Source organism: Cupriavidus sp. DL-D2 (assembly GCF_039710735.1).
Classification (GTDB): Bacteria; Pseudomonadota; Gammaproteobacteria; order Burkholderiales; family Burkholderiaceae; genus Cupriavidus.
On the sequence record NZ_JBDKXK010000022.1, the window covers coordinates 1 to 18,031 of the forward strand.

18 protein-coding genes are annotated in these 18,031 nt (G+C 64.2%); 2 read left to right on the forward strand and 16 right to left on the reverse strand.

The genetic code is table 11. The features are described 5' to 3' along the window. The coding region (locus tag ABDB81_RS14520; protein WP_346811771.1) for a methyl-accepting chemotaxis protein at window positions 1-421 on the forward strand (421 nt) is incomplete at its 5' end. 185 nt (window positions 422-606) lie between these two features. Here ABDB81_RS14520 and ABDB81_RS14525 read toward each other — a convergent pair. From ABDB81_RS14525 to ABDB81_RS14565, 9 genes are all read right to left on the reverse strand, one after another. Beyond that, the gene (locus tag ABDB81_RS14525) at window positions 607-1,563 is read right to left on the reverse strand and encodes a phosphatidate cytidylyltransferase (protein WP_137925913.1); all 957 of its coding nucleotides are present in this window, start codon (window positions 1,561-1,563) and stop codon (window positions 607-609) included. Between the two features lie 2 nt (window positions 1,564-1,565). Continuing rightward, on the reverse strand, window positions 1,566-2,207 hold the full coding sequence (locus tag ABDB81_RS14530; protein WP_137925912.1) for a lysophospholipid acyltransferase family protein: 642 nt from the start codon (window positions 2,205-2,207) through the stop codon (window positions 1,566-1,568). 8 nt (window positions 2,208-2,215) lie between these two features. Next, window positions 2,216-2,644, reverse strand: a complete 429-nt coding sequence (locus tag ABDB81_RS14535) for a hypothetical protein (protein ID WP_160474379.1) — start codon at window positions 2,642-2,644, stop codon at window positions 2,216-2,218. Then, window positions 2,641-4,029, reverse strand: coding sequence for a phosphatase PAP2/dual specificity phosphatase family protein (locus tag ABDB81_RS14540; protein ID WP_346811774.1), 1,389 nt, complete (start codon window positions 4,027-4,029; stop codon window positions 2,641-2,643). The genes ABDB81_RS14535 and ABDB81_RS14540 overlap by 4 nt, the downstream gene beginning before the upstream one ends. After that, window positions 4,026-5,801, reverse strand: a complete 1,776-nt coding sequence (locus ABDB81_RS14545) for a bifunctional alpha/beta hydrolase/class I SAM-dependent methyltransferase (protein WP_346811776.1) — start codon at window positions 5,799-5,801, stop codon at window positions 4,026-4,028. The genes ABDB81_RS14540 and ABDB81_RS14545 overlap by 4 nt, the downstream gene beginning before the upstream one ends. Before the next feature lie 53 nt (window positions 5,802-5,854). Then, the gene (locus ABDB81_RS14550) at window positions 5,855-6,463 is read right to left on the reverse strand and encodes a CDP-alcohol phosphatidyltransferase family protein (protein WP_137925909.1); all 609 of its coding nucleotides are present in this window, start codon (window positions 6,461-6,463) and stop codon (window positions 5,855-5,857) included. A 688-nt stretch (window positions 6,464-7,151) separates the two neighbouring features. Next, the gene (locus ABDB81_RS14555; protein ID WP_346811778.1) at window positions 7,152-9,365 is read right to left on the reverse strand and encodes a xanthine dehydrogenase family protein molybdopterin-binding subunit; all 2,214 of its coding nucleotides are present in this window, start codon (window positions 9,363-9,365) and stop codon (window positions 7,152-7,154) included. 40 nt (window positions 9,366-9,405) lie between these two features. Beyond that, window positions 9,406-10,389: a xanthine dehydrogenase family protein subunit M gene (locus ABDB81_RS14560; RefSeq protein ID WP_137925907.1), complete on the reverse strand. Its 984-nt coding sequence runs from the start codon at window positions 10,387-10,389 to the stop codon at window positions 9,406-9,408. Further along, complete coding sequence (locus ABDB81_RS14565; RefSeq protein ID WP_237380843.1) at window positions 10,389-10,877, reverse strand: (2Fe-2S)-binding protein; 489 nt, start codon at window positions 10,875-10,877, stop codon at window positions 10,389-10,391. Before ABDB81_RS14565 ends, ABDB81_RS14560 begins: the two co-directional genes overlap by 1 nt. 294 nt (window positions 10,878-11,171) lie before the next feature. Here ABDB81_RS14565 and gcvA point away from each other — a divergent pair, with 294 nt between their 5' ends. Then, window positions 11,172-12,065 (forward strand): transcriptional regulator GcvA, encoded by an 894-nt coding sequence (gcvA, locus tag ABDB81_RS14570; RefSeq protein WP_137925905.1) that lies wholly within the window; start codon window positions 11,172-11,174, stop codon window positions 12,063-12,065. Here the strand turns inward: gcvA and ABDB81_RS14575 are convergent. Genes ABDB81_RS14575 through ABDB81_RS14605 form a run of 7 tightly spaced genes read right to left on the reverse strand, consistent with a single transcriptional unit; the run spans window position 12,062 to window position 17,783 of the window. Next, window positions 12,062-13,264: a CoA transferase gene (locus ABDB81_RS14575; protein WP_137925904.1), complete on the reverse strand. Its 1,203-nt coding sequence runs from the start codon at window positions 13,262-13,264 to the stop codon at window positions 12,062-12,064. The genes gcvA and ABDB81_RS14575 overlap by 4 nt on opposite strands. Then, window positions 13,254-13,655: a PaaI family thioesterase gene (locus ABDB81_RS14580; RefSeq protein ID WP_137925929.1), complete on the reverse strand. Its 402-nt coding sequence runs from the start codon at window positions 13,653-13,655 to the stop codon at window positions 13,254-13,256. The genes ABDB81_RS14575 and ABDB81_RS14580 overlap by 11 nt, the downstream gene beginning before the upstream one ends. A 5-nt stretch (window positions 13,656-13,660) precedes the next feature. Then, window positions 13,661-14,644, reverse strand: a complete 984-nt coding sequence (locus ABDB81_RS14585; protein ID WP_346811781.1) for a tripartite tricarboxylate transporter substrate binding protein — start codon at window positions 14,642-14,644, stop codon at window positions 13,661-13,663. Between the two features lie 46 nt (window positions 14,645-14,690). After that, complete coding sequence (locus ABDB81_RS14590) at window positions 14,691-15,494, reverse strand: enoyl-CoA hydratase/isomerase family protein (protein ID WP_346811783.1); 804 nt, start codon at window positions 15,492-15,494, stop codon at window positions 14,691-14,693. A 9-nt stretch (window positions 15,495-15,503) separates the two neighbouring features. Beyond that, window positions 15,504-16,268, reverse strand: coding sequence for an SDR family NAD(P)-dependent oxidoreductase (locus ABDB81_RS14595; RefSeq protein WP_346811785.1), 765 nt, complete (start codon window positions 16,266-16,268; stop codon window positions 15,504-15,506). Window position 16,269: 1 nt separating this feature from the next. Then, complete coding sequence (locus ABDB81_RS14600; protein ID WP_160474386.1) at window positions 16,270-17,415, reverse strand: thiolase family protein; 1,146 nt, start codon at window positions 17,413-17,415, stop codon at window positions 16,270-16,272. Window positions 17,416-17,429: 14 nt separating this feature from the next. Next, on the reverse strand, window positions 17,430-17,783 hold the full coding sequence (locus ABDB81_RS14605) for an OB-fold domain-containing protein (RefSeq protein WP_137925900.1): 354 nt from the start codon (window positions 17,781-17,783) through the stop codon (window positions 17,430-17,432). Window positions 17,784-18,031: the final 248 nt, after the last annotated feature.

The following is an 18,031-nucleotide window of genomic DNA, read 5'->3' on the forward strand; positions in this document are numbered from 1 at the left end:
CCTGAACGCTGCCGTGGAAGCCGCCCGCGCAGGCGAACAGGGACGCGGCTTCGCCGTGGTGGCCGGCGAGGTGCGCGGACTGGCCCAACGCAGCTCCCAGGCCGCCAAGGAAATCAAGACACTGATCGAATCGACGGTCAGCAGCGTCAACGCGGGTTCCGGCCAGGTACGCCTGAGCGGCGAAACCATGCGCGAGATCGTCGGCAACGTCGGCCGCGTCACGCAGATCATCGGCGAAATCTCCCAGGCCGCCCGCGAACAGACGCGCGGCATCCAGGAAGTGAACGTCGCCGTCAGCCAGCTCGACCAGATGGTGCAGCAGAACGCGGCGCTGGTAGAGCAATCGACAGCAGCAGCGGCAGCGCTGCAAGGGCAGGCTTCGACGCTGGCGGGCGTGGTGAGGACATTCAGGCTGGAGTGATCGAGCGAGTTTCGATTGCTCGCGGTTTTGCTCCCCTATCCCGCGAAGTGGGAGAGGGGTTGGGGGTGAGGGCAGGAGGTTCTGCTTGCCGACCACATCGCAATTTGCACTGCAGGCCCTCACCCCCCGCCCCTCTCCCGCTCGCGGGAGAGGGGAGAACACCAGCGGCCGACACAAACGTTCGACTACACCACCCACCAATACCGCGTGATATGAAAGAACACCGGCGCGGCGAACACCACCGAGTCCAGCCGATCCAGCATGCCACCGTGGCCTTCGATCATATGGCCCCAGTCCTTAATACCGCGGTCGCGTTTGATGGCTGACATCACAAGGCCGCCCAGGAAGCCCATCAGCGCGATCACCAGTGCCACGGCGCCGGCCTTGAGCGGCGAGCCGTACGGTGTGATCCACCACAGCGCGGCGCCCAGTGCTGTTGCGCTCAGCACGCCGCCGATAAAGCCCTCCACGGTCTTCGATGGCGATAGCTGCGGCGCGATCTTGCGTTTGCCGAGGATCTTGCCCCAGACGTACTGCAGCACATCACTGCCCTGCACCACGATCACCAGGAACGCGATCAGCAGCAGGTTGCGATCCTCGAATCCTTCGATGGGCAGCGTGAGCAGCGCAGGCACGTGCGAGATGCAGAACACGCAGATCATCACCGCCCATTGCACACCGGCACATCGCTCCAGGAACCGTGTCGTTTCCGACGACAGCGCCGAGAGAATCGGCAGGAACAAGAACGCGTAGACCGGGATGAAGATCGAGAACAGCCCGTACCAGCCCGTGTACACCAGCACGTACTGCACCGGCAGGAAGAAGAAGAACGCGGCGACGATGGCGCGATGATCGCCACGGCGCGTGGTGGTGATTGTCACGAACTCGCGCAGCGCGTAGAACGACAGCAGCGCGAACAGCACCACGATGGCGCCGCGCCCCATGGCGAACACCACACCGAGGATGCCGATCATCCACCACCATGCGTTGATGCGCGATGTCAGGTTGTCGATCACGCCGTGTGGCTGCCCCTTTGCCACGCGCCAGCGCAGCACCGTTGCCACCACGGAAGCCAGGATCAGCACGCAGAAGGCGCCGGCAAACAGCAATTGGGTTTCGCGAATCATGTTCAGGGCTGGCATGTTCAATCGAGTTCCGGTGCAACAGACAGCAGGCCCGCACGGGCCCGTGCGAGAAACGCTTCCTTGGTTTCGTCCGCCTCGATCTGCAGCGGCGTGCCGAACGTCACCGTGCAGAGCAACGGCACGGGCACGATCTCGCCTTTCGGCATCACGCGGTTCAGATTGTCGATCCACACCGGCACGAACTCCACCTCCCCCGCCGGGCAACTGCGCGCAAGGTGATACAGCCCGCTCTTGAACGGCAGCAAACGTTCCTCCGTGGTGTTGCGCGTCCCTTCCGGAAACAGGATCAGCGATGCGCCATCGGCCAGCACTTGCGTCATCTGCGCCACGGGGTCCGGCGCCACGCCATCGCGCGCACCCGAGCGGTCGATCAGCAACGCGTTGAACACGTCGCGGCCGATAAACCGGCGCAGCGGCGACTTGAGCCAGTAGTCGGCGCCGGCCACGGGACGCGTCACGGTACGCAGATCGGGCGGCAGGCTGCCCCATATCAATACGAAGTCGCCGTGGCTACTGTGATTCGCGAAATACACACGTTGCCGCGCCATCGGCACCGTGCCATTCCAGCGTGCCTGCATGCCCGTGAGCAGTCGCGCAAACCCGATGATCGCGCGAGCAACGATTCTTGCCGTCCAGTTCATTCGATGTCCTATCTCAGCAGCAGGATGGCGATGGCGATGAGCCATTGCACGGCCATCAACGCCGCCGCGATTTTCAGAAAGCGCGTCGCGCCGCGCGCCCGGTCTGCCATCGGCCGGCCTGCGCGTGCGGCAGGCATCCAGCCAAGCGTGGTCAACGCGGCGTCGAGGTCAGCCAGTTCCGCTGCATGCGTCGAAGCGAGTGCCTTGAACAACGTTCGATCGATTTCCACACGCACCAGCAGCCAGAGTTGCACCGCAGCCACCAGCGCGGCCATGCCACCGGCCACCTGCCAGAAGACGCCCGCCGAAGCCATGATGCCCGCCAGCGTTACGTTGAGCAGCGCCAGCACAAGCGCCGCGATATTGAGTCGTGCCGCGGCACGCAGCGCACCCGCCGTGGCGTGGGCAAGCCATCGCGCGGTATCGTCTTCCCTCATGCCACCTCCTCGTCGATATAACGCTGTAGCGCGGCAACACTGGCCGGCCCCAGCACCACGGGCCGTGACGCACGTAGTATCGACAACACCTGCTGGACATCGATGATCCGCCGATGCCGCGCGAGCCAGCACGCCACCACCAGTGCACTGCGCGAATAGCCGAGCGCACAACAGACCAGCACCGTGCGGCCTTGCTCATGCCACTGCTCGATCTGCGTCACGGCATCGCGCAGTTGCGCAGGCGACGGAACGGTCAGGTCGAGCACCGGAACGCAGCGATAGGCTGGCGTATGCGCGAGACGCGGAAACTCCGCAGTCAGGTCGAGCAGCGCATCGGCGTGCGCCTGTGCCACTTCATACTGTGTGGGCAAGCGTCCGATCCACACGCGATCCGCGACATGGCTCACGGCATCGTGATGACGCGTCCACCAGCGCGAGTTCAGGAAAGCGCCGCCAAGATACGGTGCGAGCGTCCACCACGCCGCCATCTTCATCGATCCATCGGTACCCTTGCCAAACGCATCGGCCCGTCCTGTGCGATACACCAGCGCCACGCACGCGAGCGACAGCGCCACCCATGCCAGCACCAGCCACGCGGTCACCGACCATGCCAGTGCGATCAGCGAAAGAACCCCGGCGCCCAACGCACCCACGCCATAGCGTCGAGCAAGGCTACGTGCGCGCGCATCGGGCTTCGACGCCGCCACGGCGATTCGCACCCCGCTCACTTCCGCCTGCGCCAGCATCGCAGGCAACGGAAATGCGAACACGCACAACCAACCCACGAGCCAGCCGGTGGGCACATCGATCAGATGGTGTTGATACGTGGTGAGCACCGAAACTCCGATCAGTGCGAACCACCCATGCAGCAACCAGCGCCAGCGCGCGGACAGATGCATCGCATAGGCCACCCACAGCACGACAAGCAGACTGATATGCAGCGACGGCGCCTGATTGAATGGCTTGTCGAACTCGCCGAGCAGCGCGAACAGTTGTCCCGGCAAGCCATCGACGGCAGGACGCTCGAACGAGAAGCGCAGCGGAAACGCGATAAAGCACGTCACCGATATCACTTGCGCCAGCAGCAGACGCTTGACGTGCACGATCAGTCCGGCGCGCGTCTGCCAGAGAAAGAACGATATGCCATACAGCAGGTCGATCGACCAGTAGGGAACGATCGTCCATGGCACGAACGGGATGTGGCGCTCCCACGCGTAGTGGAAGACCGCCACCTCTGCGCGCTGGCTCGCCACCCACGTGGCGAAGTTGTAGCTGGAGAAGAACAGCACCGCCATGCCGGCCAGCAGCAGGAGGGCGAGCTTCCACGGCCGGCCTTCGGTCGTGGCTGCGGCATCCGCTGCGGCCATGCGATCCGGCGACGTCACGCGCGGTCCTCTACGCGACGCGCAAGGCTGACCGTGAAGATGCCCCAGCGATCCACGCGTTGCGCAATCTTCTCGAATCCTGCTTCACGCACCAGCTGATCCATCTCGGCTTGCGAGCGGCGGCGCATGACCCAGGCCGACCCCGCGCGATGACTGGTCAGTGCGCGCGCAATGAACTCAAGTTGCGGATGCCACGGCTGGCCCGTGTACACGAGATAGCCGCCGGGTTGCACCGCGCGTCCGAGTCCGCCGAGCGAGCGCGCAATCATGTCGTTGTCACCGAATAGCTCGTAGAGACCCGAGACGATGGCGAGCGTCGGTGCGGGATCGAGCGCGGCGAGGTCATCGCCATCGAACGCATCGCCCTTGCGGAATTGCGCAATGTGCTCCAGCCCCTTCGCACGAATCAGCGCCTGGCCCTGTTCCACATTGATGTCGCTGTAGTCGCGCAGCAGGATCGATGCCACGCTCGCCCCATTGAGCCGCGCCTTCTGCGATGCCAGCGCCTCCAGCACATAGCGGCCATGACCGGCCGCGATATCTACGATGCGCACCGGCACGCCCACAGCTACCAGCCGCGCCATGGCCTCGCCGATCAGTTCCTCCACATGCACCTTGCGCTGGCGGATACCCTGCCAGCCGATGGCATCCAGATAGTTGCGGTCGGCCAGCTTGCCGATACCGAAACGGCCCGCTGGCGTGTTGCGATACACATAGTCGAGTGTCGAGCCCGAATCGAAACCCGTGGCATGGCCCAGGCGCACGCCTTCGGACATCATCCCGCCCAGCCGCAGGCTCGCGCGGGTGAGCGCCCAGTACAGCGCGGCCGGGCTGCCCGGCGGCAGTGGCTGGGCCAGGCGGTCCGCCTCGTCGCGGAACGCGCCCTGGCGATCCGCATGCCGCAACGAGACCGATGGCGATGGCGTATCGAATTCGCGCACGATGAAGTGGCGCGCGGCATCCACGGCCTTCGCGCGGTCGCGTTCACCGAGCGTGTCGTGATAGAAGCCGTCGAGCACCACCTTCTGCTTCACGCGTGAGCCAAGGCGTTCGAAGAAAGCATCCTGCGGGCCGCGATGCACCACCCAGTCGGCACCGGAGATCAGCAGTTGCGTCGGGACGGTGATCGCCGCAGCGTCGGCCACGATGCGTTCGGCGGTCTCGTAGAGATCCAGCAGGATGTTCACCGCGATGGGTCGCGTGATCAGCGGATCGGTCTCGTAGCTCGCAATGCGCACAGGGTCGTGCGTCAGGAATTTCGCCTTCACATAACTGTTGACGAAGAACTTGCCGCGCAGCTTGTGCATCAGCTTCAACCCGGGCCGCGCAAACGGCACGTACAGCTTCACCTTGAATGCCGGCGATGCCAGCACGAGGCAGCGGATCTGCGGCGCGTAGTCATGCACCCATGTGGTGGCCAGCACGGCGCCCACGCTCTGCGCCACCACGGCCATGTCCCGCACGGCAATGCCATGCGTGGCGACGATGTGATCGACAAAGGTCTGGATATCGCGCACGGACGTGGCGAGGCTCGGGCTGTAGCCGCGCTCGCCCGGCGATCTGCCATGGCCGCGCGCATCCCACGCAAAGAACGCGTGATCCGGCAGGTTGAATTCGTCTACCAGATGCGCGACACGTCCCGAGTGCTCATGGCCGCGATGAAACAGCAGCACGGCGCCACGCGGTGTGGACGATTGCGCAGGCCAGTACCGATAGAACAGCGTCTGGCCATCGTGGGTATCAAACTGGGATTCGATCGGGGTACGCGGCATGGGCTGACTCCATGGTCGGTGATGTCGCGACTGCGTTAAGTTCGGTGCCGCGCTCAGCGCGCGGCGTTGGCTTGCGCTTCCTGCACGCCGCGCTGTACGCGCCGCACGATGGTCAGGATCGACAGCAGGCAAAGCGCCACCCAGATCCAGTGGCCATACGCGCCGGGCCCGAAGCCGAGTCCGAGCCATAGGCCCAGCGCACCGAGCACCAGCGCGCGGTCGCTCTTGCCGAGCGGGCCGTCATAGCGGCGACTCGCTCCGGCCAAGGGACCGATCAGTCCGGCGCACTCGACCACGACGGCAAGGATGGCGAATGGCACCACCACCGTACCGAAGGGCAGCACAAAGGGAATGACGAGCGCGAGGTCCGAAACGATATCGCCCAGCTCGTTGAGGTAGGCACCCAGCGCGCTCTGCTGGCCATGTTCGCGCGCGAGCATGCCGTCAATCGCGTTCAGTGCCATGCGCACAAAGAGCCAGAGCGGCATCAGCAGGAAGATGCCGGGGAGCCATATCAACGCCCCCACCATGCCTGCCACGACGATCGAGCCCAGGGCAGCCACCGTGGTGACCTGATTGGCGGTCACGCCGCGATCTGCCAGCCGCTGGACCAGCGGCCGCAGCCATGCCTGGAATTTTGGTTTGATCTGATAGAGCGTCAATGCCTTCTCCCCTCGCCGGTATGCCGCGCGTGATTGCCGCGTCTGGCGGGGATGCTATCGGGGTCGTCTCGTTGTGTAAATAACGTCACAACGCCGCTTGCCCCAAATCAAACGCGTCCATCGATACCACGTATACCGGGGTCGCTGACGCTTGGCGCATCTATTCAGAAGATAACTATTTCCACCTCCCGAAAAGGACCCAAAAGTCTTCCGGCGAATGATCTGAATTTCGAGGTCTGCTTCGCGTGAAGGCGCACATTGTGGCGATGTGCGGCGCAGGGGTGCAACGCGTATACCTCGTATACGTATACGCTCAACGCGTTTCCATCCCGCTTCCGGCCACGACGCGAAGGCGTCCTGATCCCCCTCGCCGCAACGCAAAGCGTACTCACTGCTGCGTATGTTTTTCCTTTTAAATCAATGACGCAGAAACAGAGATGAAAAACGGCGTTTGGCGGGAATCAAGCGCCGCAAACGTGTGAGCACGCAGTGGAAGAGCGAATGGAAATTTCGCAGGGCAAGGCCGCGCAAACTGCGCTTCCGGTCCGCCAGGATCGGCCGGAAGCGTATGAGGCATTCGTGAGGTGCATTGTGGGATGAATGAAGGGGATCATCAGCGGCGCCTCGACATTCGTTCTATCGATTGCGCCGATACCGGCTTGGCACCCCGTCCGCGCCCCTTCCATCCTCATCCCATCAGCTTTTCCATCGTGATGGGCAGCTCGCGGATGCGTTTGCCTGTGGCGTGGAACACGGCGTTGGCCACGGCTGCCGCAAACCCGGTGATGCCGATCTCGCCGATGCCACGCGCGCCGAACTCGTTGAACTCCAGGTCCGGATAGTCGAGCAGGATCACGTCGATTTCGGGCTGGTCGGCGTGCACCGGCATCACGTACTCGGCATAGTTGTTGTTGCCGGGCATGCCGTTGCGCTCGTCGTACTCGGTGGCTTCGAACAGCGCCATCCCCACGCCCATGACGATGGCGCCTTCCACCTGGTTGCGCGCGGTCAGCGGATTGATGACGCGGCCCACATCGATGGCGCTGACCACGCGTGCCACGCGGATGCGCGAGATGCCCGGGTCCCAGCGCACCTCCACGAAATGGACGCCGAATGACATGTAGGAAAGCTTGTCGGAGTTCGGTGCGCCGTTCGAATGCGCAAATCCATCGGCGCTGGCAAAGCGCTGCACGTCGAGCACTTCGACGTAGTCCACGCTGCGTGTGCCATCGGTCAGCTTGCCGCCCTCCATCTTCAGACTCTCGGGCTTGGCGCCCGCAAATACGCCGCCTTCCTGCGTGGCGTAGGCGCATAGCTCCGCAACGGCATTGCGCGTGGCTTCGGCCACGGCAGGCAGCACGCTCGCGGTGGCCCATGAACCGCCCGCCACGGGTGCGGATGGCGATGACGAATCGCCAATCTTCACATTGATCTTCTCGAACGGCAGGCCGGTCAGTTGGCTGACCGTCTGGGCCATGATCGTGTACATGCCGGTGCCGATGTCCTGCACCGCAGAAGTGACCTCGACCGTGCCATCGGCAAGGAAGCGCACACGCGCTTCCGCCGGCGTGCGCCACGCATCCCAGTTGCACACCGCCATGCCGTAGCCGATCACTTCGTCGCCATCGGTCATCGACCCCGGTTGTGGATGGCGTCGATCCCAGCCGAACTTTGCCGCACCCTGCTCGATAGCCTCGCGCAGATGGTTGCTCGACCATGGCAGGTCGTTACCTTCGTCGCGCGTGGAGATATTCGCGAGCCGGAACTGCAGTGGGTCCATGCCGCATGCCAGCGCCAGTTCATCGATGGAGGATTCCAGCGCGAACAATCCCGGTGCCGCGCCGGGCGCACGCATCGACGTCGGCGCGCCCCGATGCACGTTGGTCGTATGGTGACTCACGGTAACGTTGGGGCACGAATACACGCTCTGCGTCATGCCGCCGCAGTTCTCCACGTATTGATCGATGAAGGACGTGGTGTTGACGGACTCGTGCCGGATCGACGTGACCTTGCCCTCCACCGATGCCGACACACGCATGCGCTGGCGCGTCTCCGGGCGGTGCCCGGTGGTGGTGAACATGAACGGTCGCGGCACCACCAGTTTGACTGGTCGTTTCGTCATCTTTGCCGCCGCGCTGGCCGCTACGGAATGCGGCCACAGGAAAAGCTTCGAGCCAAAGCCGGAGCCGATGAACGGCGCATCCACGGTCACACGCTCGGGTGTCAGGCCAAAGACCTGCGCGATGGTATTGCGATGCACGGTCGCGCCCTGCGTGGCCTCGTACAGGTGCAGATCGTCATGCTCCCACCAGGCCAGTGTGGCGTGCATTTCCATTGGGTTGTGTGTTTCAACGGGCGTGCGGTACGTGGTATCCACTTTCACCGCTGACTGGTCGAATGCGGACTCTGCCGTGCCGCGCGTATGGCCCATGCCGGCATCGTGCAACCCGTTGGCGCGAATGCCGTGCTCCAGGTCCACGATGGCCTCGTCGCCGGCATACTGCGCCTTCACGCGATACGCGGCTTCGCGTGCATGCTCGAAGGTATCGGCCACGACCAGCGCCACCATCTGTCCGCCATAGTGGATCGTGTTGTCTTCGAACGGCAGGCGGTGTTCGTCGGTAATGGACGTAGTGAGGATCTTCGCAACGGAGATCCCGCTCCTTGGCGTCCGGTAGAGGCGCGGGAAATTATCGTGATGCAGGATATCGACCACGCCGGGCACGCGCCGCGCATCGTCGAGATCGAGCGCGACGATGCGGCCGCTGGCCACGGTGCTGTAGACACCGTATGCATGCAGCATGTCGGGGAACGTCCGGTCGGCGGTATAGAGCGCAGCGCCGGTAACCTTGAGACGGCCGTCGATGCGGCGCGGCGAGGCGCCGATAGCAGTAGGGTTCACGCGAATCTCCCGAAAGAAAGGGAAAGGGCGGGCAGGCGTATTACGCCATGAAGCGCGACAGGTTGCGGATCACCGCCTGCTGGCCGAGCAGCAGCTTGAAGCCGTTCTGCCCATACGACTGCGCGCCGGACATCGCCGCTGCGGCAGCGTCGCGAATCCGTGCATCGTCGATAGACTTGCCGCGCAGCACCGCTTCCGCGTTCTCCGCGCGCCACGGCTTGGTCGTGACACCGCCCAGCGCGATACGGATATCGCGCACGGTCGTGCCATCGAGGGCGATCACCACTGCACTCGATGCGAGCGCGAACTGGTACGAGCCCCGGTCGCGCAGCTTCAGATACGCCGAGCGGCTGTCAGGCATCGGCGGGTCCAGCGTGACGTGCGTGATGATCTCGCCGGGTTCGAGGGCGTGCTCCTTCCAGGGCGTATCGCCCGGCAGCAGGTGAAAATCCGCGAGCGGGACTTCGCGCCGCCCTTGCGGCCCCTGTATCTGCACCGAGGTGCCGATGGCCACCATCGCCACGCACATATCGGAGGGATGCGCGGCAATGCACTGCGCGCTGCCGCCAAGCACCGCATGGACGTTGCGATTCAATCCGTCGACGGCGGAACATCCCGATCCCGGCTCACGCTTGTTGCAAGGCGACACGCCATCGCGGAAATAGCCGCAACGCACGCGCTGCATGACGTTGCCGCCCGTGGTGGCCTTGTTGCGCAATTGCGTGCTGGCGCCCGAGAGAATGGCCTGGGACAAGGCAGGGTAGTGCTGAGCGATGTGGTCGTGGCGCGCGAGGTCGGTATTGCTGACCATCGCGCCGATCCGCACACGGCCGCCATCGAGCAGTTCGATCTGGTCCAGTCCGAGCTTGTGGATGTCCACGACATGCGCGGGCCGCATGACATCGAGCTTCATCAGGTCGAGCAGCGTGGTGCCACCGGCCAGATACACGGTATCGCCCGCCCGGGCGTGCATGGCAATGGCCTGTTCCACATCGGCCGCGCGTGCATAGTCGAAGTTTCGCATCAGGCGCTCCCTGTACGCTTGGCACGCGCATCCTGGATGGCGGTCACGATGTTCCGGTAGGCCCCGCAGCGGCAGATATTGCCGCTCATCGCCTCGCGCACCGATGCATCGTCGGCGGGAATCCGCTTGTCCTGCAGGACGCCCACCGCACTCATCATCTGCCCCGCAGTGCAGTAGCCGCACTGGTAGGCGTCGTGATCCCAGAACGCCTGCTGCACCGGATGCAGTGCGCCGCCTGAAGACAGGCCCTCGATGGTCAGGATGTCGTCGCCGTCGTGCATGACCGCCAGCGAGAGGCAACTGTTCACGGTCACGCCGTTGACGATCAGCGTGCAGGCACCGCACTGGCCGTGGTCGCAACCTTTCTTGGTGCCGGTGAGATGAAGCTGGTCGCGCAGTGCATCGAGCAGGATGGCATTGGCGGGTACGGTGAGCCGGCACGCGGTGCCGTTGACGGTCAGCGAGACAACATGCGTCCCGTCCGCCATCGCTTCAAGCGCGACGGTCGGCGGTGCAGGGGCAGGCACCGGCGCTCCGCCTTCGACGGGCACGTTCGTGGGGTCGTCCATGGCTTGTTCTCCTTTCGGTGCGCACGTGCTACCCGCATTGCACACTTGTCATGTGCAGCGCGCAGGTCCGGCGCGGTTGCCGCTCTTACTTTATTCAGACTTTCAGCGAATGCAAGAATGTACGGACATGGCTTCACGCCGCGTGTCCATGTGCGCCGGATCGGTGCAATCCCTCGATTGAGGATTTCTCAAGCGCATGCCAGAATCCGCGCCATGGATCGACTGCCCCCGCTCAATGCCATTCGTGCCTTCGAGGTCGTGGCGCGCCGCCTCAGCATCACGGTTGCCGCCGAAGAGCTGCACGTCACGCCCGGCGCCGTGAGCCGACAAGTGCGCACGCTGGAAGATGCGTTGGGTCTTCAGTTGCTCGTGCGCGGCCATCGACAAATCACGCTGACGCGTGCGGGCGAGGAGTATTACCGCGGCGTGACCAAGGCAATGGATGCGCTGCGCGATGCCACCTCGCGCCTCACACGGCGTACGCGCCGCACGCAACTCAAGATTCGCGCGTACACCACGTTCGCCATGCGCTGGCTGATTCCGCGTCTCTCCAGTTTTCATGCAGCCAATCGCGGGATCGAAGTCCTGCTCACCGCATCGCTCGATCCCGTCGATTTCCGGCGCGAGGACATCGACGGCGCGATCCGTCTTGGCGATGGCAAGTGGCCGGACGTCAACACGTACCGGCTTGTCAGCAACGTGCTCACACCGGTATGCAGCCCCGCGCTGGCAACGGCCGTACGCAAGGCGGGCGACCTGCAGCGCCAGGTGCTGCTCCATTCGATTGCACGCCCCGATGACTGGGCGTTCTGGCTGGCCGCCTCGAAGGCCGAGGGCGAGGTGGACTCACGCAGCGGCATGACGTACCAGAGTTCCGCCATGGCCTACGCGGCGGCGCTCGAAGGCCAGGGCTTCGCCATCGCGCAGCGCTTTCTCGTGGAAGACGACCTCGCCTCGGGCAAGCTCGTCGCACCGTTCCGCAAAGTCGTGGACATGGGCGATTTCACGTACTACCTGCTCACGCCATCGGATCGCAAGGAAAGCCCGAGCATGGCGACGTTCCGCAAATGGCTGCTCGCGCAGTTCGGGGAAAGCGCTGACAGCTAGGCTTCGACGCCATGTATGACGGCGGCCTCACGCATCGCACGGATCTCCGCTTCGCCATAGCCGAATTCGCGCAGCACCGCTGACGTATGTTCGCCGCACCTCGGCGCTGGCCGCACGGTGCGTGCATGGGCACTGCTGCTGGAGATCGGGAAGCCCGGCATGCGAATCGTGCCATGCACGGGGTGCTCGGCCTGCACGATCATGCGATTCGCGGCGGCTTGCGGATGCGCCACCACATCGTCATAGGTCGCCACGCGCGCGCACAGGATGTCGGCCTGTTGCAGCGTATCGATCCACGCATCGGTGGTGCGCGTGGCGAAGACCGCCGTCAATCGCTCCACCATCTCCGTACGATGGGCCACACGCTGCGGCGAGGTCGCGAAGCGCGGATCGTCGATCATGGCGTCGAGCTTCAGGATTTCGCACAGCCTGCGCCACCGATCAGGCATGTAAGCCGCCACCATGATCCAGCCATCGGCAGTGCGGAATGCCTGATTCGGCGCGGCGTACGGTGCCGCGCTTCCCGCGCGCACCGGCAACTGCGCATCGGCCAGATACGACGTCAGCGACGACTGCTGCAGCGCCAGCGCAGCGTTGAACAGATTGACATCGAGATGACCGCCCCGACCATCGCGCGCACGCTGCGCCAGTTTCGACACGATGCCGAGCGCGGCGATATAGCCCGTCATCACATCCACCACGGGCGCCTGCACCTTGCATGGCTCGCTGCCGGGTGTGCCGATCAGGCTCATGAGTCCCGCATCGGCCTGCAGGATGCCATCCACACCCGCATGCTGCGCGTATGGGCCTTCCTGCCCATATGCGGAAATCGAGCAGTAGATCAGTGCCGGTTGTTTGGTGCAGAGTTCGGCGGGACCGAGGCCGAGGCGAGCCATCACGCCGGGCCGCATGCTTTCCACCACGATGTCGGCGCCAGCGATCAATCGGTGCGCCACCTCTGCACCCGCATCTGTCTTCAGATCGATCGACACACCCTGCTTGTTGCGATTGAAGCCGTGAAACAGCGCGCTGTCATCGCCGATCCAGCCCGGCCCCAATCCGCGCCCCATCTCGCCGTGGGGTGGTTCCACCTTGATCACGCGCGCGCCCATGTCGGCCAGCAGCATCGTGGAGACCGGTCCCGCAGCAATCTGCGTGAAGTCGATGACGGTCACGCCTTCCAGTGCATTACCGAGCATGGTCGTTGCCTCCTGCACGCTTGAACGTGCCTTGCGCCGTCGCGATCAGCGCACCCGTTTCGTCGATCAGCTCGGCCGACGAGAAATAGATGCTGCGGCCCGCACGCGTCACCGTGGCGGTTGCGCGCACCCGGCCTGCGCTCACCTTGCCGAGATAGCTGATCGACAACATCAATGTCACCGCATTGCCCAGTTCGCCATCGCCCTGTTGCAAACCTGCGTAGCCGCATGCGGCATCGAGCAGCGTGGCACTGACACCGCCCTGCAGCGTGCGCTGACGGTTCAGGTGACGTGGCTCGATATCGAGTTCAAACGTACACGCGCCGGGCGCGACGCTCGCCAGCCGGATACCGAGCGATTCGAGCAGCGGATTGTCGAGCGCATCGTTCATGTTGGTCACATCGCCACCTTGATGTTGTTCTCGGTGATCACACGCTGCCAGCGCGCGAGCTCCCGCGTGATGTAGGTCTTCAGTTCGTCCGGCGTGGAGCCCTTGACCTCGAAGCCCTGCTTCGTGAACTGATCGGCCAGGTCGGGCGACTTCAGCGCGGCCATCATCGCGGCGTTGATGCGATCCACCACGGGACGCGGCGTCTTGGCCGGGGCCAGCAGGCTGTACCAGAGTTCGGCTTCGTAGCCCTTGAGTCCAGCTTCGGAGAACGCCGGCAGCTCGGGCATCAGTTGCGTGCGCTGCTGCCCTGCGATGCCGAGCGCACGCAGCTTGCCCGCGCGCACGTACTGGATCACCGATGCAAACGTGGCGAACGACACCTGCACCTGATTGCCCATCAGATCCGCAATCGACGGACCCGTGCCGCGATAGGGTACGTGCAGCAGTTCGGTGTGATTGAGTTTGGCAAACACTTCACCGGCCAGATGTTGCGGCGTGCCCGGGCCGGGGCTGCTGTAACTCACCTTGCCCGGATTGGCGCGCGTGTAGTCGACAAACTCTTTCAAGGTGCGATACGGCTGCGTCATGTTCGACACGAGCACCAGTGGCACCGAGCCGATGCGTCCCACCGGTTCGAAATCGCGCTCGATGTTGAAGGGCACCTTCATGCCCAGGTAGGGATTCATCGTGACCTGGCTCGATGCAATCACGAGCGTGTAGCCATCGGGCGCGGCATGCGCCACGTAGTCGGCGCCGAGGTTGCCCCCGGCACCTGGCTTGTTCTCGATGATGACGGGCTGGCCCAGTTGCTGCGACATCTTGGGCGCGATCAACCGCGCAAGAATGTCATTGCCCCCGCCCGGTGCGAACGGTACGACGATCGTGATCGGCTTCGAGGGAAACGGCGCCTGCGCGGAGGCCGTGGCCGTGGCGCCGACGGCGATCATCGCCAGAACGGTGCGCGTCAGCTTTCGCATGAATGGGGGCATGGTTGTCTCCTTGATATTGGTATCGGTATGGGTGTGTTCTTGTGGCCTAGCGGCCAACGAAGCGGGGTGTTCGTTTTTCTGCAAACGCCTTGCGTCCTTCGATCCGGTCATCGGTGTCGCGCAGCGCGCCCCAATAAAGTTCGGTCAGATCCTGCGCGTCGGCGTCGGACAGGTGCGCGGTCTGGCGCGAGAGCTTCTTTACCGCTTGCACTGCTAGTGGCGCGTTGTCGGCAATCCTGTGTGCAAGGGCGAGCGTGCGATCGAGCAAGGCATCGGGCGCCACGGTTTCCGATACCAGTCCGATCCGTGCAGCGGCTTCCGCGTCGATACGATCCCCTGTCAGCACCATCTGCATCGCGTGCGCGGATGGCACCGCTTTCAACAGTCGATGCAGACCGGATACGGCGGGGATCGACCCCACACGCACCTCGGGCAGTCCGAAGCTGGCTTGCGTCGATGCGATGCGCAACTCGCATTGCAGCGCGATCTCCAGACCCGCACCGAGGCAGTGTCCGTTGATCGCCGCGATCAACGGCTTTGCACACTGCAAGCCGCTCAGATCCATCAACCGGATATACAAGCCCCGTTCGGCGGCGACGTCCGGTGCGTGGAACATCGCCTCCGCATAGCTGGCTGGCGATACCTGCGTGCCCTTCAGATCGGCGCCCGCGCAGAATGCACGCGTACCGCTGCCGGTGAGCACGGCGACGTGGATGTCGGCGCGGTCCCTGATTTCGCACAGGTGCTGGCGTAGCTGATGCAACGTGGGGATGTCGAGCGCGTTGAGCGCGTCGGGCCGGTCTATCGTCATTAGCGCGACGTGACCTTCGATGTGCAGATGTACGGTCATCGCATCCCCCTACACGCTAGGCGACGACAGGCTGCGGCCACCGCAGACATACAGCGTCTGGCCCGTGACGTACGACGCGCCGGGACTCGCGAAGAAACGCACCGCGTTGGCGATATCGTCCGCCGTGCCGATCCGCTGCGCCGGCACCGACTTCTGCAAACGCGTCTGCACCTCGGGCGCGAAGTTGCGGAACAACGGCGTGTCGACGATGCCCGGCGCCACGGCGTTCACCGTGATGCCCTGCGATGCGAACTCGATGGCCAGCGAGCGCGTCAGACTGACCACGCCGCCTTTTGCTGCCGAGTAGTTGGCCTGCCCGAATCCGCCGAGCCATGCGCGCGACGAGATGTTCACGATGCGCCCATAGCCGCGCTCCACCATGCCCGGCAACGCCGCGCGGCAGCACAGGAACTGCGAGCGCAGGTTGGTATCGACCACAAGATCCCAGTCCTCGTCGCGCATTTTCAGGAAACGCATGTCACGCACGACGCCCGCGTTGTTCACGAGGCAGTCGATGCGCCCCATCGTGCTGGTTACGTGCTCGAACGCGGCGTTGACCGCTGCGGACTCGGTCAGGTCCACCGTCACACCCATGGCGCGATGGCCCGCGTGAATCAATCCGGCGACGGCATCGGACAATGCCGCCGCGTCTCGGTCGAACAAGGCCACGGCCATTCCCTGGTCTGCCAGCGCGGTAGCGATGCCAAGCCCGATGCCGCGTGCGGCGCCCGTGACTACCGCTACCTGGCGCGTATCTGTGGAAGGTGTGTTCATCTCAGACTCCCAGCACATGCACCGACGATGCGGCATGGTCCACGCCGGCGATGCCGCCACCGGTGCATTGCGTCAGGCCGATCCGTGCATCGGCCACCTGCCGGCCATCGGCGCGTTCCTGCAACTGCCACATGATTTCCACCATCTGCGCGATGCCTGTGGCGCCGAGTGGGTGGCCCTTGGCGAGCAGGCCGCCGCTTGGATTGACAGGCACACGTCCACCGAGTCGCGTTGCACCCGAGCGCAGCAACGGCACCGCTTCGCCCGGAGCCGCCAGTCCCAATGCCTCGTAGTACAGCAGTTCGGCAATCGTGAAGGCGTCGTGCAGCTCCACGACATTTATATCCCTGGGACCGAGACCCGCCTGTTCATAGGCCTGCCGCGCAGCGCGTGCCGTGATCTCGGCATCGAGGATGTCGTCATCGGCACCTTCGCGAATGCCCGATACCACCACCGATGACAGCACGCGCACCGGGCGATATCCCTCGGGCCGTCGCGTGGTCATGATCGCCGCCGCCGCGCCATCCACCTGTGATGGGCAGCACTGCAGCAGCGTCAGCGGATCGGCAATCATGCGCGACGCAAGCACCTCCTCGACCGTGGTCTCGGTGCGTTGCTGCGCGTAGGGGTTCAGCGCGCCATGGCGGCGATTCTTCACCGCCACCGTGGCAAGGTCCACGGCGGTGGCATCCCGCTCGTGCAGGAACCGCGTGCCACGCATGGCGTAGACCGCCGGCAGCACCATGCCCGCCGAGGCGTAGAGATCGGTCATATCGTCGTTGCGCTGCATCGGGATCGTGCCGCCACCCAAGGCGGTCAGTTGTTCGATACCGAAGACGAGTACGGTCTTGTACTGCTGCGCCAGCAATGCATGGCGCGCAAGATGGACGCCCGTGGCGCCGCTCGCGCAGGCGTTCTCCACGTTGTAGACCGGAATGCCCTGCAGGCCGAGATCGCGCACGATCAATTGCCCCAGGATCATGCCGCCGAGCACGTTGGCGCAGTAGACCGCCTCGATATCGGCCAGTTCGATACCCGCATCCTTCACCGCGTCCAGGATGGCACGCTGTGCCAGCTCCGGCGCCATGACGCCGGTATGTCGCCCGAACGTCGTCATCGCGCCGCCGGAAATGTAGATGTCCTGCATGATCTTGATCCTCTTCAGTCCTGCACTGCCTGGAACACGTAGCCGAAGGTGTCGCTGGACACGGGCACGTAGCGGGCGCCAATCGTCGGGCGGTCTTTGCCTTCGAGTCGGCCGAATACACGCAACGGACCATCGAAATCGACATAGCCCAACGCGTAGGGCGGGAGCCCGGTCTTCGGCGCGGGATGGATGACGGTGAAGCTGTAGACCGCGCCGCTGCCGTGCACGGGCACCGTGGCGTATTGCGACGCGAGCGGCGAGTGTTCCGCCACGGCGGGGAATCGCCACGCGCCGGTGGTGTGATGACGCGACGCTTGCAGCGCGGGCGGGGAGTCGGAACTCCAGAGGTTGGGGGTCGTGCTGGACACGAGAGTCTCCTTTGTCGAGGGGGTGCATGGCCGTGCGGTGACTGGATAGTGGTCGGTGGCCAGTGCGTCGACAAACGAGTTTTCGGGACGGATCGCTTGCGTTTCTCTCAACTGAAACTTTCGGCGAGGCCACGTCACCCTCGCCTTTCGTCCAAAAATAATTTACATTGCACTTTGGTTGGCAGATTGGCCCGGATCATTTCGGCACCTGCCGATTGTTGTTGCAATTCAATCACTTACCGACGAAA